The sequence below is a fragment of the Klebsiella sp. KTE92 genome (genome assembly GCF_000398905.1).
Taxonomy (GTDB): Bacteria; Pseudomonadota; Gammaproteobacteria; order Enterobacterales; family Enterobacteriaceae; genus Klebsiella; species Klebsiella variicola.
Genome location: NZ_KB976100.1, coordinates 2,290,960 through 2,304,953, shown reverse-complemented (window position 1 = coordinate 2,304,953; position 13,994 = coordinate 2,290,960). Strand labels below are relative to the sequence as shown.

Here is a 13,994-nt window from a genome sequence, read left to right as displayed (position 1 = left end):
AACCCAGGCCGCCGGGGGTTACTCCGCTGAGGAGTCCATCACCGACAGCACAATTTTGCCCTGCAGACGACCTTGCACCGCTCGCTCGTGCGCCATCTGCGCCTGCGCAAGGGGGAAAACGCTGTCAATCGCCACCCGGATGACTCCGGCGTCCAGCAGGCCGGCAAGCCGGGCGAGCTGCGCGCCGCTGGAGCGCACCTGGGTGGTCGAGACCGTCACTCCGCGCTGTCGCGCCTCTTCCGCCCCGGCAAAGCCGAGCGGAAAAATCGGGTACAGCGCGCCGCCGCGCCGCAGGGTACGCAGAAAACGGCCGCTGGCCGGCCCGCCCGGGGCATCGATGACCAGATCCAGGTCACGCACCGCCTCCTCAACCGCAGTGGTCGTATAGTCGATAAAAGCATCGGCGCCGAGCTGACGCAAAAAGGCTTCATGGCGGCCCGCGGCGACGGCAATCACCTCGGCGCCCTGCCACTTCGCCAGCTGTACGGCGAAATGACCAACGCCGCCCGCCGCGCCGTTGACCAGGACGCGTTTACCCGCCAGCGGCATTGGCCGATGCGGCCCCGGCTGCAGCGGATTCGCCACCTCATGCCCGGGATCGATCATGAACTGCCAGGCGGTGAGGAGCGACATCGGCACCGCGGCGGCCTGCTGATGGCTCAGGGTTAGGGGTTTGCGGGCCAGGTCGCTGACCGGCACGCTAACGTACTCGGCGTAAGCGCGGCTGCCCCCTGCCGCCCCTTCGGGAAAACGCGCCATGGCGTAGACTTCGTCGCCGACCGCCACCTCCCGGACGTCATCCGCCCGCGCCACCACCATCCCGGAGAGATCGGTCCCGAGGATCAAGGGAAAGCGGACCTCGGGCCGCCATTCCGGGGGCAGCTGTTGATAGCCATCGCGCAGATAGCTGTCCGGTGGGTTCACGCCCACCGCGTGCACCTGCACCAGCACCTCGCCAGCCTGCAACACCGGCAGTGGCGCATCGTCATAGCTCAGGACTTCCGGCCCGCCAAAGGCGTGCTGTTGAACAGCCTTCATCATCTGCGTCGACATCGCTTTCTCCTCATATGGAAATGCGTTATATTTAACGGAGCACTGCTCCGAATATATGGAGCAGTGCTCCGATTGTCAAGGAACGCCAATGAGAGCTGATGCCAGAAAAAATTATGATCTGTTGATCGACGTGGCCCGGGAAGTGTTTGTGGAGCAAGGCGCCGAGGCCTCGCTGCGCGATATCGCCCGCCGGGCGGGCGTCGGAATGGGAACCCTCTACCGCCACTTTCCCAACCGCGACAGCCTGCTGGAAGCCCTGCTCCGCAGCCGCTTTGCGGCGCTAACCGCCCGGGCTGAGTCGCTTCTGCTCGCCGCCGATCCTGCCGCGGCGCTGCTGGAATGGCTGGCCGAGAGCGTGGCGTTTACCCATCAGCATCGCGGGATCATCGCCCCGCTGATGAGCGCCATCGACGATCCTGAGTCCGCCCTGCACAGCGCCTGCGTTGCCCTGCGCGCCGCCGGTACGTCGCTGCTGACCCGCGCGCAGCAGGCCGGCCAGGCACGGCCAGATCTCAGCGGAGACGAACTGTTCGATCTGATTGCCGCGCTTGCCTGGCTGCGGGAGCAGCCCTCCCATGCCCCGCGCGCAGAGCGGATTTTAGCGGTGCTGGCCGACGCGATCCTGACTGCCGCCTAGCGGCGGCCAGCCACCGACGAGACAGCACGCCTCGAGAGTGACCGGTACGCCCGCCTTTAAGGATCAAACGCCCAGCGGGCCCCGCTGGTCAGCGCCCGCTCGAAGGCGGGACGACCGGGGCCTGCCAGCCAGCCGGCGAAGGTGTGCAGCTGCGGGTGCAGCTGGCGCATGGCGTCGAGGTCGGCGTGCCCGGCCAGCCGCCCGTCGTCCACCAGCCCGGTCAGCTTGTGCAGAAAAGGGCTGGCGGCCAGCACCTCATCGGAAAATCGCGAATAGGGGATCGGCCATCCCGCCGCCGCGGAGAATAACGCCTCCAGCTGACGGCCGGTCACGCTGTCGCTGGCGATCTCAAACGTCTTGCCGGCAAACCGCGCTGGCGCGGCAAAAACCGCCGCGACAAGATGGCCGATATCCTCCACCGCCAGCACCTGCATCCTCCCCTCCGGCAGCATAAAAAAATGAAAATGACCTTCATCAAGGCCAAAACCGGGCATCACCAGCAGCTCCATAAAGGTGGCGGGCCGCACGATGGTCGCCGCCAGCGGCAGGCGGCGGATATGCCGTTCAATTTCCGCTTTGGTGTCATAATGCGCTACGCCGGTGGGCGTCTCCCCTGCCGCGCTGCCGGAGCTGTACACCAGATGCTTCACCCCGCACTCGACGGCGAGATCGGCGATGGTTATCCCGTAGCGTACCTCCTGCTCATCGGTCACCGTCCCTCCCGGCGAACTGGGCTGGACGCTGAAGACGCCGTCGACCCCGGCCATTGCCGACCGCATTGCCGCCCGGTCTTCAAAGGTACCCACGACCAGCTCGGCTCCCCGCGCCGCCAGCGCGACGGCCCCGGCGGAGAAAGGATCCCTGACCAGCGCCCGAACCCGCCAGCCGCGGTACAGCAGCGCCCGCGCCACCGAGCCGCCCTGCTGACCGGTCGCGCCAAAAACCAACACGCTTTGCGCATTATTCATCACTGTTCCCCTTATCTGCAGCCTGTTGCCCGGCCTCTCGCCAGCGATAGTCACCTTGCTTATCCTCCTCCAGCCAGCCGCAGGAAGACCCGGCAAAATGCCCGGTGAACCATTGAGCATGATGGCTGGCTCCCCACGCCATCATCTCCCGTCGCGAGGCTTCCGCCTGCCGGGGATCGCCGCAGAACGCTGAGTTCCACTGCGGATGGGCAAACTGGAGCGGGGAATGAAGGAGATCGCCGGAGAAACAGGCGTAATCATCTCCGGCGGCGAGGATCAGCGCGGCATGGTCCGGACTGTGGCCGGGGGTGGGAACAAAGGCGATCCGCCCGCCGACCCGCGGCCGGGCCGCCACATCGACGGTTTCCAGCTGGCCGGCCTCGATCACCGGCAGCAGGCTGTCGAGCCACAGCGCCCGGTAGCGTTCGCTGTTTTTCACCCGCGACAGCTCTTTTGCCGAGCACAGATACCGGGCGTTGGGAAACAGCGGTACCCAGCGATCGTCCTGCCAGACGGTATTCCATCCGACATGGTCGGTATGCAGGTGAGTCAGTAGCACCAGGGTCACGTCCTCCGGGTTCACTCCCGCGGCGCGGAGATTCTCCAGATACGGCGTGTTAAGTTGATGATAGAGTGGATTGCCGCCGCGCTCCCGACCGTTGCCGGTGGCGGTATCGATAACAATCAGATCGTGGGGGGTCTGCACCACCCAGCTGTGGATCGACAGCGCAATCGACTGAATAACGTTGTCCGCCTCCGCTACCGGGAACGCCTGTGGATAGAGCGCCGCCGGCTGCAGGGTAATCTCGCGCTCCGGCACTTTGAAAATCAGGCTATCGCCTGTCTGGTAAGTTTGCATCACACCCTCCGCGCGCATTGCGCTGGTTGATTTATCGGGGTGAGATTCACTATGCTGCCGGGATAACCCACATTCAAATTGATTATCATAATGAAGAAAATCATTGAAAATGATTTTAGTCGTATCGACCTGAATCTGTTGACGGTCTTGATGGTGCTGTACCGCGAAGCGAGCGTCACCCGCACCGCAGAGGTGCTGCATCTTGGCCAGCCGGCCATCAGCGGGGCGCTGAAGCGGCTGCGCGAGATGTTTGACGACCCGCTGTTCGTGCGCAGCGCCAGAGGCATGCTGCCGACGCCGCGGGCGCAAGCGCTGATGACCGACCTGCAGCCGCTGATGGAAAACCTGCATTCGGCGATGTTTGGCGCCGGGGAGTTCGTCCCGGCGCGCGCACAGCAGCTTTTTCGCATCGGCCTCAGCGACTGGAGCGAACACTGGCTGATGCCCCAGCTGTTACCCGGGATGATGCAGGAGGCGCCCGGGGTCTCACTGCAGTCGATAGCCGCCGACCCCTTCCAGGTTCGCCAGCTGCTGGAGGAGGAGCGCATTGATGTCGCGGTGTCTGTCAACAAACAGAGCCGCGGGGAGGTGGTCAGCGAGCCAGTGATGACCATGGGAGTCACCACTCTGTGGTCGCCGCAGCAGATCCCCTGTCGCGGGCCGCTGTCGGTGAGCGACTTTGTCGCCTGGGAACACGTGATGGTGGCCTATCGCGAAACCGGCCACGGTGAAATTGACCGCCAGCTCGCCAGCCAGGGACTCGCGCGGCGCGTGCGCTTTGCCACGCAGAATTTCTCCACCTTTCCCCTGCTGCTGACCACCCTGCCGCTGTTCGCCACCGTCCCGCAGGGGCTGGCGCAGCGCTGGCAGATGCAGTATGCGCTGCGCGCGGACGCTCCGCCGGTAGCGTATCCGGAATTTACGCTGTGCATTTTGCGGCACAAACGCCGGGTGCAGGATCCGGCGCTGAACTGGCTGGTGGCGAAGTTAAAACAGGCCATGCGCGGCCAATAACCGGGCCGATGCCCCGGGATCAGGCCTCGCTGAGCGGGGGTTGCAGAACGCGCCTGCTCCAGTCATAAAACGCGTGCACCGCCGGCGGCAGATAGCGGTTTTGCGGATAGACCAGCGACAAGGGAAGATCAGAAGCGGCCTGCTCCAGACAGGCGACCAGCGCCCCGCTCTGCAGATAAGGTTGCGCCAGATAGCTGGCGACGCGGATCAGGCCCAGCCCCTGAATGCCGGCCTGGATATAGGCATCGGTATCGTCGACCACCAGCGTCTCCTGCATACGGATCGCGCAGTCGCCGTCATCAAGGGAGAAAAGCCAGTCGATGGTCCGCCCGGTACGGTGGTTCAGGTAGCCCACCGCCCGGTGGTGGTGCAGATCGTCGATGCTCTGCGGCCGGCCGTGGGCCGCGAGCCAGGCCGGCGAGGCGAGGACCATCCAGCGGTAGCGGGCCAGAGGACGCGCCACCAGGGTGGTGGAATCTTCGATCCGCCCGGTACGGATCACGCAGTCGAATCCCTCCTGAATAATATCTTCCACGTTGTCGCTTGAGCAGAGGATCAGCTCCAGGTCGGGATACTGCTGCAAAAACTCGCCGATCCTCGGCAGAATGCAGTGGCGGGCAAGGGATTGCGGCATCCCCACTTTGAATCGCCCGGCGGGCTGAGCCGAGCGCCCGGGAAAGGAGGCTTCCATCGCCGCCATCTCGGCCAGCAGCCTTTTACACTCCTCATAATACCGGCGACCCTCCGCCGTCACGCTGAGCTTGCGGGTGGTGCGCTGGAGAAGCTGCGCCCCGAGCCAGGCTTCCAGCTCCTTCACCACCCGCGATACCGTGGAGCGCGGCTGCCCGAGCACCTCCGCCGCACGGGCGAAGCTGTGGGCATCCACAACCGCAACATACAACTGCATGGCATCCAGTCTGTCCATTTCGTACTCCCCCGGCAATTATTATCCCATTATCACGAACAGTCCAACCCGAAATCCTGTTCTTATCGAATGATGCCCGCCCCCCTACACTGAGCCTGTAGCCAGTCAGTACAAGGCTTAACTGAGCAAGGAGTCAAAATGAAAACTGATAATCTTAATCATGAGGAAAAGGTATTGGTGCTGGGAGCGGGACAACTGGGCGCCGCCGTTCTCGATGCGCTGGTGCCTGCGGTGATCCAGCGCCAGGGCACGGTCTCGGTTATCGTCTCGCCGGCGGCCAGGGATGAAGCCGGCCAGCTGCGGTCGGCAAACCATCAGGCGCTGGCCGACGCCGGAGCCACCCTCCTCGCCGTCGACATCGCCGGTAGCGCCATGGAGACGCTGGCCGATCAGTTTCGCGGATTCACCACCGTGATTAACTGCATGGGGTTTGTCGCCGGTCCGGGGACACAGCTGAAAATTACCCGCGCGGTGCTGGCGGCCGGGGTACCCCGCTATTTTCCCTGGCAGTTTGGCGTCAATTACGATGTGGTCGGCAAAGGCAGCGGTCAGCCGGTCTGGGACGAGCAGTACGATGTCCGGACCCTGCTGCGCGCGCAGCGGGCCACGGAGTGGGTCATTGTCTCCACCGGGATGTTTACCAGCTTTCTCTTCGAACCAGACTTCGATGTAGTGAATTTATCCAACCGAACCCTTCACGCCCTTGGCAGCTGGGATACCCAGGTGACCGTCACCTCACCGGCGGATATTGGCCGCCTGACCACGGCGATTTATCTGCATCAGCCGCGGATCGTCAACGAGGTGGTGTTTGTTGCCGGCGAAACAACCTCTTACCGGCAGCTGGCAGATACCGTGGAGCGCGTAACGCAGCAGACGTTCAGCAAAGCCGTCCACACCCTGCCCGCCCTGCTGGAGCAGCTGCGGACAGACCCGGATGACGCCATGCTGCGCTATCGCGCCGCCTTCGCCCGGGGGGATGGCGTGTGGTGGCCGATGGGCGACACCTGGAATGCCCGCCACCAGCTGCCGACCCAGGACATTGCCGGCTGGCTGCAGACCGCGCGCTGATTTTCTCTCACAGGACAGAATGAAGATGAACAAGTTGATTCCACTGATCGTATTGAGTTGTCTGCTGCCCCTGGCGGCAAATGCCAGAACCATCACCGCCACCGGCGATACCCTGGACCATGCGGAGAGTAAAATCCGCCAGCAGGCCGCCCGCGAGGGCGCAACCGCCTATCGCATCACTGAAGCGCGAATGGGCAACAAAGTGCATATCACAGCGACCCTCGTGGACTAAACCACCGGCGCCAGGCTCAGGGATGAGCTGCCGCCTGCCCGCGCGCCAGGTCAGGCGCTCATTTTTTCCCGTCGACGATCGCGGCCCGGCGGCGCGCCGTACAGGCGAGCGTATTCCCGGGTGAACTGCGACACGCTGATATAGCCCACCTCCCCGGCAGCCTGCGCAATGCTCATCCCTTCCGCCAACATCAGGCGGCGGGCGTGGATCAGGCGTAACTGCTTCTGAAATTGCAGCGGCGACAGCGTGGTCATAGCGCGGAAATGACGGTGAAAGACAGAGACGCTCATCCCGGCGGCGTCGGCCAGGGCGTCCACGCTGACTGGCTGCATAAAATCCCGGCGCAGCATCGCCACCGCCCGGCGGATCCGCGCCGAATGGCTGTCTACGGCGCCCAGCGCCCGAATGGCCGGCCCGTGGACACTCTGCAACAGCCAGTAATGCAGCTCCCGCCGCAGACCTTCCCCCAGCACCGCCAGCGCCCCCGGTTGATCAAACAGTCTTGCCAGCCGGTAAGCGGCGTCCGTCACATCGGCATTCATCGGTTCGATACCGACGCGGGGCGCCTCATCCGGCCCTGACGGCCCGGCCTCCTGCAGCTCGCGCAGGATAGCCAGGTCCAGCTCCAGCACCAGCGCGTAATAGGGAAAACGCTGACTGGCCTCGGTGATCTGGCTGGTGGTGGGGACATCCGCGGCAATCACCATCGCCTCGCCCGGGCCATAGTCAAAGCTCGCCAGGCCGGTGGTCACGCTCTTGCGCCCCTGGAGCAGCATGGCCACCAGCGGCCTGGCGATGGCCGCCTGCAGGTCGCCAGGATGCAGGGCCCGCACCAGGGTGATGCCAGGAACCGGGGTAACCGCCACCCCGCTGCTATCGACATGAGCATCGGCAAACCGGCGGCAGAGATCGAACAGGGCGTCGCGCATAAGATCCTTTCAGGCAAGTTTTAAAGCCTGAGTATGCGCTATTTCCCGGGAAAAGGGAGTGAACGGAGAGAAATGGGCAAAAAATAACAAGGATTGGGCAACCCGGCCTGACGCGCGGCCCCTATTGTAGAGCCTCAACATACCAGAGAGGACCGAACATGACTAAGATTGCACTTATTACCGGCGCCAACCGCGGCCTTGGCCGTCAGACTGCACTGGATATCGCCCGCCAGGGTGGGGATGTCATCGTCACCTGCCGCGGCAATCTCGAACAGGCGGAAGCGGTGGTCGCCGACATCCGCGCCCTGGGGCGCAAGGCCATCGCCCTGCCGCTGGATATGGCGCAAACCGCCAGCTTCCCGGCCTTCGCCGACAGCCTCGGCAGCGCGCTGGCCAGCGTCTGGGGGCGGGCCACTTTCGACCACCTGATCAATAACGCAGGGCACGGCGAATTCGCCCCGCTGGCCGAAACGCGCGAAGCGCAGTTCGACGGGCTGTTTAACGTCCACGTTAAGGGGGTATTTTTCCTCGTACAAACCCTGCTGCCGCTGCTGGCAGACGGCGGACGGATCGTTAACTTCTCCTCCGGGCTGACCCGCGTCTCCTATCCTGGCTTCTCCGCTTACGCTGCGGCCAAAGCGGCCGTGGAGATGCTGAGCGTGTACATGGCCCGCGAGCTGGGCGGGCGCGGCATCACCGTCAATACCATCGCTCCCGGGGCTATCGCCACCGATTTTGGCGGCGGGCTGGTGCGGGACGACGCAGGGGTTAACGCGCAGTTTGCCGCCATGACGGCGCTGGGACGGGTGGGCGTTCCTGAGGATATTGGGCCAATGATCGCCAGCCTGCTGCGCGACGATAACCGCTGGGTGACCGCCCAGCGGATCGAGGTGTCGGGCGGACAAACCATCTGACGACTCAGGCTGGCAGGATGCGCTCCAGCGCCAGGCCTGCCAGCCGCACGGTCTCCATAAGACGCGGCAGGCTATCTCCCTCCCGCGCTTTCGCCGACAGGCCAAGCATCAGTGTATCCATATAGTCAGTCACCCGCAGCGCGTCCTGCGGGCGATGACGGGCGATATACTGCTGGATTTTGGCTCTCGCCGCAGCATGCCATTCGCCTGCCGCCCCCCGGGCATCAGCATCCTGACAATGTACCCCCTCCAGCACCAGGCAGCCAGCGGCGGCCGGATCGGCCACATAGCGGCGAGCCGCCTCCTGCAGCACGGCGATGAGCGATGCCGCCACCGGCTGGTCGTCTCGCAGCAGGGCGTCGATGGGAATGGCCCCGGTCTGGCTGTAGCGCTGCAGGACGCGGGTATACAGCCCGAGCTTGCTGCCGAAAGCGGCATAAAAGCTCGGGGGGTTGATGCCGAAAGCCTGGGTCAGATCGGCCACGCTCACCGCGTCGTAGCCTCGCGCGTGGAAGAGGCGCTGTGCCGTTGCAATGGCCTGTTCCGCATCAAACTGGCGGGGACGTCCCGGAGTACGCCCTGGTTTTGTAGTGGTCACTATATTAATCCTTGACAGCCTGTTTTGCCGCAGCATATTGTAATCGTCACTACAATATCATGAGGTGCGGGACATGACAGCGTTTCACAACAAATCAGTGCTGGTTTTAGGTGGGAGTCGGGGAATTGGCGCGGCGATTGTCAGGCGTTTTGTCGCCGATGGCGCATCGGTGGTGTTTAGCTATTCCGGTTCGCCGGAAGCGGCCGAGCGGCTGGCGGCGGAGACCGGCAGCACGGCGGTGCAGGCGGATAGCGCCGATCGTGATGCGGTGATAAGCCTGGTCCGTGACAGCGGCCCGCTGGATGTGTTAGTGGTCAATGCCGGGATCGCGATTTTCGGCGATGCCCTCGAGCAGGACAGCGATGCCATCGATCGCCTGTTCCGCATCAATATTCATGCCCCCTACCATGCCTCCGTGGAAGCGGCGCGCCGCATGCCGGAAGGCGGGCGCATTATTGTCATCGGTTCGGTCAATGGCGATCGCATGCCGGTGCCGGGAATGGCGGCCTATGCGGTCAGCAAATCGGCCCTGCAGGGGCTGGCGCGCGGCCTGGCGCGTGATTTTGGCCCGCGCGGCATCACGGTCAACGTCGTCCAGCCCGGCCCTGTTGATACCGACGCCAACCCGGAGAACGGTCCGATGAAAGAGCTGATGCACAGCTTTATGGCCATTAAGCGCCATGGCCGCCCGGAAGAGGTGGCGGGAATGGTGGCGTGGCTGGCCGGTCCGGAGGCGTCATTTGTCACGGGCGCCATGCACACCATCGACGGCGCGTTTGGCGCCTGATATCCCCGGGCGGCGATGCGCGCTTTGCACCGCCGCCGCGGGAACGTCATCGCCTGTCAGGGATTGTCAGGCCAGGCTGTCGACCGCCATAAAAAAGCGATCTTCGGTAAGCATAAGCCGCGCTTGCGGGGACTGGTGCGCCTTGCGAATCATCCAGCCATCCTCCGGGGCCAGGCTAAGATAAAACACCTCCCGGGAGCCCGTACCGCCGGGTGTCTCGAAACTCAGCGTCACGATCCCCTTTTCCACGCCATCCAACAGCTGCTGCGGCACGATATTGACGCTGCGCTCGCCGTTTTGCAGACGAATGGCCGGGATATCGTAGCGGCAGATGCCGCTGTTGAGGCTGTAGCCAAGGGTACTCAGATCGTGGAGGTGGCGGGTCGACATCACCACCTCGATACCCGTTCCGTCAAACCACTGACTTATCTGCTGAGCCAGCGCCGCCATTTGCTGGCGAAACCTGGCGATATCCGCGGCGACCGACCCGTCGAGGGCCGCTGTCCGCCGCGGATTTTGCTGTTGCTGCAGTTTCTTAAAAAAACGTTCCCTCGCTGTCACGTTATCTCCCTGTGCTGTGATGAAACCGGTTGGGCTGGATGAAGATGGTTATCGCCCGTTCGCTGGTTACGAAGATTGAGGGCGAACTGGCGCGATGGCCCCGCCGCAAATGTTTGTTTTCGACGTTACTTCGCCGCTTCAGGCCTGAGCCGTAGCTGGTTGCGTTCGGCGGTGAAAATGCGCGGCTTGTCCGGATCCAATTCCTCACGCCCCAGCACCTGCTTCCAGGTATTTCTTTCGGTGTCCGGATGGCGGAACAGGCCGACAACCGCCACGAACGTCGCCTCCGCTTCCAGCGGCACATTCAGACTGGCATCCCCTCCGGGACCGATCATCACATCGCGACTGGCGAGGAGATCGGCGGCGAGCAGAATATCCCCCTCCTCCAGCAGCTGCTGGTAAACCAGCCGGTCAAAGGTCTGGCGATCTTTAAGCTGATAGATGCGCACCACAACCGGTTCAGAGAGCGAGTGATTCTCTCTGGCATCGGTGTTGAGCGCTTCGCGCGCGGTAAAGTCCAGATGCAGCGTAGTAATTTTCTTATAAAAAACGGCGTTGAAGGCATTTTTGGTCCCCTCCGAGACGCGCTGGGTGAGCCCGCACCCGCTCAGACAAAGCGCAAGCAGGGGCAGCAGGCAGGCGGTTTTAGTCAAACTTGTACGTAACACGTCGGTTTCCTTGTAGAAAGGTGGCAGGCTGCAGGCCCGTATAGGTACCCAGCTCGGTGGTAAAGGTCTGAGGAATATCGTCCTCACTCTCGCCCTCACCCACGCCCAGCACGCCGTTCATACCGAGCCAGAACGGCTCGTCCCCCAGCGGCGGGACAGCCAGCAGTCGGGTCGGCGCGGTCAGGGTGATGTCGGCCCGGAATCGCCAGCCTAGGTATACCCGCAGCAGGATGAGAAAGTCCCGAAACAGCGGGCCGTCAGGCTTCCAGCCCTGCGCCTCCGCGGGATTGTCGGTGGTAAGGGCGACGAGGAGCTGGCTGCTGGCATCCATCGCTTCGTCACCCAGCGGCATATTGCCGTCCAGTAAGAAGTCGTCATCGCCGTAAAACCCCAGCGGCTGACTGATCGCCACCGGACGCAGGCTGTACGGGCTCACCCTGACGGTGGTCTCCGGGGCCAGCAGGGTGACCAGCGCCTGGATCCCCTGCTGGGTTTTGCCAGGCTGCCGCAGCACGCCAGTTAGCGCCAGAAAGCGCGACGCCGGCGAAGCGATATGCTGCGTCGTGCCGGGGATGCCCAACCCCGCCAGGCCCAGCAGCGACTGCGAGAGACGATCGGTGCCGCCAGGCTCAAAAGTGGCGGGCCAGGAGTATTTCCGCCAGATGCGGTAAAACTGCGTCATGATCCGGTGGCTGAAGATATCCAGTAAGCCCTGCAGCGCTTCATGCCCTTCCCTGCGCTGGGCGATATCATCGAGATATGCCGTCGGGAGCGGCGAATCGACACCGTACAACCCCATAAAGGTGGTGCGAATGACCGGCGGCCCGCAGTCATCGGCCTCATCGTATTCCACGGCTCTGAGTTCGCTGGCCGGGAATCCCATCCCCGGATGCGGGTAAAAACGCACCGGATCGTCAGCCGGATGGCTGGTCGCCCCCATCAGCGGTTGGCCAGGACGCCGTTTTTCCAGAAGCTGGCAGAAGCGGTAAAAATTGATCCGCGGCAGGTCGGCCTCCAGCCGCGGGTTCAGCCGGGAATGCGTCGGCTGTGCTTCTCTTCCCATTCCAGTCGTTCTCCGGTTGGTTGCAGAATGATAATCAGGCGGTTGAACAAATAGATGTCGGTGTAGAGCGCGAAGAAGCGGCTAAGCATCTCGCCAAACAGGCATATGTCGCCTCGTCCGGCAAAGCCGTGACTGTCGAGGGTGACTTCAATCTGCACGCCGCGCACCAGATGGCCCTGAGCAAAGCGCTCTGTCGCGCGGTGATTCACGTCGAGGATGGCTTCCAGACGCCGACGATTCATCTCGCTGTCGGTCCATTCATACAGCGCCAGGGTGCCGCGCAGGACTTCAGCGTTGTCCATCAGGGAAAGAAAACTGCTGCCCAGATGGCTCAGCACCCGCCAGTGAAAGCGGTCCTGGGCCGGGGGATAGCACGGCAGCGTTGGTGCGCAGAGGTTACGCACCGCGACGCTGGCGGAAGTGGTTTTCATCACCGTATCGAGTACGGTGCTCTGCAGCGCGCGACGCGGCAGTTGGCCGTTAGTTCCGGTGAGGGTCAGCGACAGGCTTTCATCTTCCGGTACGGTATGATTGTCAAAGGCTTCCCCGCCGACGATAAGCCAGGTGTTGTACAGCCCGGAGGGGCCACGGCGCACCCGGGTATGATAGTAATAGTCCGCCGCGTCATGACGCATCATGCCGCCTTTGTGGCGAAAACTTGAGAACGGCGCGTAAACCTGCTGGTGCGAGGAGATCACGGAATCGACGGTGTAAATTTCGGTGTGGCCGTCCTGCACGCGCATCGGGCGCAGCGGGTATTCGGTCTGCAGGGAATTGATGGTCAGCGGATCGGACTCCAGCGGAAACAGGTTGATCACTGGCACGCAGTGCAGGCGCAGCTGCTTTTCGCTGAAGCGGAAGTCATGTTCCCAGCGTTCCGCCAGCACGACGTCGATTTCAAACCACGCCAGTTCGGCCGGAAAAGCCACCGTCTCCAGCCCGCGCAGATCGATGAACATGAACTTTTCGCGGAAGGTAAAATACTCCAGCAGCAGCTGGTAACCGCGAAAACTGCGGCCATCTTCAGGCCAGAGGCTGTCCTCCTCGCCAAATCCCAGCGCGCTGAAATACCCGTCCAGCGGCCTTCTGTCCACCTCATCGGACATGCGCAGCCACATCCGGGCCACATTGAGGGTAAAGGCCTCGTGCATGGCGCAGGCCAGCGGCGCATCGGCGTTACAGTAGAGCGGGATATGACTGAGATCGACCCGGCTCCAGTCCGTCAGCTGGCTGCAGTTAAAGCGCAGCGTGATCACCGACCGGCCATCCGTATCGGTGGCCAGCCGGGCTAGCTCAAGGGATAACGGCTGTAGAGCGATCGCTTTGGTGGTGGTGTACCGGCAGCGCGTGCCCTTTTCACCGATCGGCCGGGAAAGCACTTCAAAGCCTTTGACCATCGTCATCGGCTCTTTCATTTCCGGCCAGTCGGGGGTGAATTCCACGACCGACATCGAGGGAATGGTACGTAAATAATGTGGCCACAGCAGACTGACCACGCCTTCGGTCAGCTCAGGCAGATCGTCATCGAGTTTCTCGCGCATGCGGCCCATCAGGAAGGCAAAACCTTCAAACAGACGCTCGACAAAGGGGTCGCGGGCGCCCGCTTTGTCGAGATTGAGCATTGCCGCCTGCTCAGGATGAGCACGGGCAAACTCTTCACCCGCTTCCAGCAGGTAGCGCATTTCAGCGTCGTAATAACGCTGGGTTAAATCGTCCAT

Annotated in this window: 16 protein-coding genes; 6 read left to right on the top strand and 10 right to left on the bottom strand. The window is 63.0% G+C overall.

Annotated elements, in window-relative coordinates; genetic code table 11:
• Positions 1 to 18: 18 nt before the first annotated feature.
• Positions 19 to 1,053 carry an NADP-dependent oxidoreductase gene (locus A1WC_RS14510; RefSeq protein ID WP_016160884.1) on the bottom strand — a complete coding sequence of 345 codons (1,035 nt, stop codon included), beginning with the start codon at positions 1,051 to 1,053 and terminating at the stop codon, positions 19 to 21.
• 88 nt (positions 1,054 to 1,141) lie between these two features.
• Between A1WC_RS14510 and A1WC_RS14515 the strand changes: the two genes are divergently transcribed.
• Complete coding sequence (locus A1WC_RS14515; RefSeq protein WP_016160883.1) at positions 1,142 to 1,690, top strand: TetR/AcrR family transcriptional regulator; 549 nt, start codon at positions 1,142 to 1,144, stop codon at positions 1,688 to 1,690.
• A gap of 56 nt (positions 1,691 to 1,746) precedes the next feature.
• On the opposite strand, the gene A1WC_RS14520 is transcribed toward A1WC_RS14515, so the two are convergent.
• Together A1WC_RS14520 and A1WC_RS14525 are read right to left on the bottom strand one after the other, a co-directional pair.
• Positions 1,747 to 2,658, bottom strand: coding sequence for an NmrA/HSCARG family protein (locus A1WC_RS14520; protein WP_032691177.1), 912 nt, complete (start codon positions 2,656 to 2,658; stop codon positions 1,747 to 1,749).
• A complete protein-coding gene (locus A1WC_RS14525; RefSeq protein ID WP_163595390.1) occupies positions 2,651 to 3,520 on the bottom strand; it encodes an MBL fold metallo-hydrolase in 870 nt (289 codons plus the stop codon). Before A1WC_RS14525 ends, A1WC_RS14520 begins: the two co-directional genes overlap by 8 nt.
• Positions 3,521 to 3,607: 87 nt before the next feature.
• On the opposite strand from A1WC_RS14525, the gene A1WC_RS14530 reads away from it, so the two are divergent.
• Positions 3,608 to 4,531 (top strand): LysR family transcriptional regulator, encoded by a 924-nt coding sequence (locus A1WC_RS14530; protein WP_016160880.1) that lies wholly within the window; start codon positions 3,608 to 3,610, stop codon positions 4,529 to 4,531.
• 19 nt (positions 4,532 to 4,550) lie between these two features.
• On the opposite strand, the gene A1WC_RS14535 is transcribed toward A1WC_RS14530, so the two are convergent.
• Complete coding sequence (locus A1WC_RS14535) at positions 4,551 to 5,456, bottom strand: LysR family transcriptional regulator (protein WP_016160879.1); 906 nt, start codon at positions 5,454 to 5,456, stop codon at positions 4,551 to 4,553.
• A 138-nt stretch (positions 5,457 to 5,594) separates the two neighbouring features.
• Between A1WC_RS14535 and A1WC_RS14540 the strand changes: the two genes are divergently transcribed.
• Positions 5,595 to 6,524: an aromatic alcohol reductase gene (locus A1WC_RS14540; RefSeq protein WP_012541970.1), complete on the top strand. Its 930-nt coding sequence runs from the start codon at positions 5,595 to 5,597 to the stop codon at positions 6,522 to 6,524.
• 25 nt (positions 6,525 to 6,549) lie between these two features.
• Positions 6,550 to 6,756: a DUF1471 domain-containing protein gene (locus tag A1WC_RS14545; RefSeq protein WP_016160878.1), complete on the top strand. Its 207-nt coding sequence runs from the start codon at positions 6,550 to 6,552 to the stop codon at positions 6,754 to 6,756.
• Positions 6,757 to 6,806: 50 nt separating this feature from the next.
• Here the strand turns inward: A1WC_RS14545 and A1WC_RS14550 are convergent, their stop codons facing one another.
• Positions 6,807 to 7,685, bottom strand: a complete 879-nt coding sequence (locus A1WC_RS14550) for an AraC family transcriptional regulator (protein ID WP_004151595.1) — start codon at positions 7,683 to 7,685, stop codon at positions 6,807 to 6,809.
• 158 nt (positions 7,686 to 7,843) lie between these two features.
• Here A1WC_RS14550 and A1WC_RS14555 point away from each other — a divergent pair, with 158 nt between their 5' ends.
• Positions 7,844 to 8,599, top strand: a complete 756-nt coding sequence (locus tag A1WC_RS14555) for an SDR family NAD(P)-dependent oxidoreductase (RefSeq protein WP_016160877.1) — start codon at positions 7,844 to 7,846, stop codon at positions 8,597 to 8,599.
• A 4-nt stretch (positions 8,600 to 8,603) separates the two neighbouring features.
• Here the strand turns inward: A1WC_RS14555 and A1WC_RS14560 are convergent, their stop codons facing one another.
• Positions 8,604 to 9,197: a TetR/AcrR family transcriptional regulator gene (locus A1WC_RS14560; RefSeq protein WP_016160876.1), complete on the bottom strand. Its 594-nt coding sequence runs from the start codon at positions 9,195 to 9,197 to the stop codon at positions 8,604 to 8,606.
• Between the two features lie 73 nt (positions 9,198 to 9,270).
• Between A1WC_RS14560 and bdcA the strand changes: the two genes are divergently transcribed.
• Positions 9,271 to 9,984 carry an SDR family oxidoreductase gene (gene bdcA / locus A1WC_RS14565; RefSeq protein WP_008805173.1) on the top strand — a complete coding sequence of 238 codons (714 nt, stop codon included), beginning with the start codon at positions 9,271 to 9,273 and terminating at the stop codon, positions 9,982 to 9,984.
• 66 nt (positions 9,985 to 10,050) lie between these two features.
• On the opposite strand, the gene A1WC_RS14570 is transcribed toward bdcA, so the two are convergent.
• The 4 genes from A1WC_RS14570 to tssF all read right to left on the bottom strand — a co-directional run bounded on the left by A1WC_RS14570 (position 10,051) and on the right by tssF (position 13,994).
• A complete protein-coding gene (locus A1WC_RS14570; RefSeq protein WP_016160875.1) occupies positions 10,051 to 10,545 on the bottom strand; it encodes a hypothetical protein in 495 nt (164 codons plus the stop codon).
• A 125-nt stretch (positions 10,546 to 10,670) separates the two neighbouring features.
• A complete protein-coding gene (gene tssJ / locus A1WC_RS14575) occupies positions 10,671 to 11,213 on the bottom strand; it encodes a type VI secretion system lipoprotein TssJ (protein WP_016160874.1) in 543 nt (180 codons plus the stop codon).
• Positions 11,191 to 12,276 carry a type VI secretion system baseplate subunit TssG gene (gene tssG / locus A1WC_RS14580; RefSeq protein WP_008805176.1) on the bottom strand — a complete coding sequence of 362 codons (1,086 nt, stop codon included), beginning with the start codon at positions 12,274 to 12,276 and terminating at the stop codon, positions 11,191 to 11,193. The genes tssJ and tssG overlap by 23 nt, the downstream gene beginning before the upstream one ends.
• Complete coding sequence (gene tssF / locus A1WC_RS14585; RefSeq protein ID WP_016160873.1) at positions 12,240 to 13,994, bottom strand: type VI secretion system baseplate subunit TssF; 1,755 nt, start codon at positions 13,992 to 13,994, stop codon at positions 12,240 to 12,242. Before tssF ends, tssG begins: the two co-directional genes overlap by 37 nt.

What these genes read in the sequence shown, in the direction of transcription:
- A1WC_RS14510 (WP_016160884.1), bottom strand. Translation starts at nt 1,053, where the DNA reads ATGTCGACGCAGATGATGAAGGCTGTTCAACAGCACGCCTTTGGCGGG.
- A1WC_RS14515 (WP_016160883.1), top strand. Translation starts at nt 1,142, where the DNA reads ATGAGAGCTGATGCCAGAAAAAATTATGATCTGTTGATCGACGTGGCC.
- A1WC_RS14520 (WP_032691177.1), bottom strand. Translation starts at nt 2,658, where the DNA reads ATGAATAATGCGCAAAGCGTGTTGGTTTTTGGCGCGACCGGTCAGCAG.
- A1WC_RS14530 (WP_016160880.1), top strand. Translation starts at nt 3,608, where the DNA reads ATGAAGAAAATCATTGAAAATGATTTTAGTCGTATCGACCTGAATCTG.
- A1WC_RS14535 (WP_016160879.1), bottom strand. Translation starts at nt 5,456, where the DNA reads ATGGACAGACTGGATGCCATGCAGTTGTATGTTGCGGTTGTGGATGCC.
- A1WC_RS14540 (WP_012541970.1), top strand. Translation starts at nt 5,595, where the DNA reads ATGAAAACTGATAATCTTAATCATGAGGAAAAGGTATTGGTGCTGGGA.
- A1WC_RS14545 (WP_016160878.1), top strand. Translation starts at nt 6,550, where the DNA reads ATGAACAAGTTGATTCCACTGATCGTATTGAGTTGTCTGCTGCCCCTG.
- A1WC_RS14550 (WP_004151595.1), bottom strand. Translation starts at nt 7,685, where the DNA reads ATGCGCGACGCCCTGTTCGATCTCTGCCGCCGGTTTGCCGATGCTCAT.
- A1WC_RS14555 (WP_016160877.1), top strand. Translation starts at nt 7,844, where the DNA reads ATGACTAAGATTGCACTTATTACCGGCGCCAACCGCGGCCTTGGCCGT.
- bdcA (WP_008805173.1), top strand. Translation starts at nt 9,271, where the DNA reads ATGACAGCGTTTCACAACAAATCAGTGCTGGTTTTAGGTGGGAGTCGG.
- tssG (WP_008805176.1), bottom strand. Translation starts at nt 12,276, where the DNA reads ATGGGAAGAGAAGCACAGCCGACGCATTCCCGGCTGAACCCGCGGCTG.
- tssF (WP_016160873.1), bottom strand. Translation starts at nt 13,994, where the DNA reads ATGGACGATTTAACCCAGCGTTATTACGACGCTGAAATGCGCTACCTG.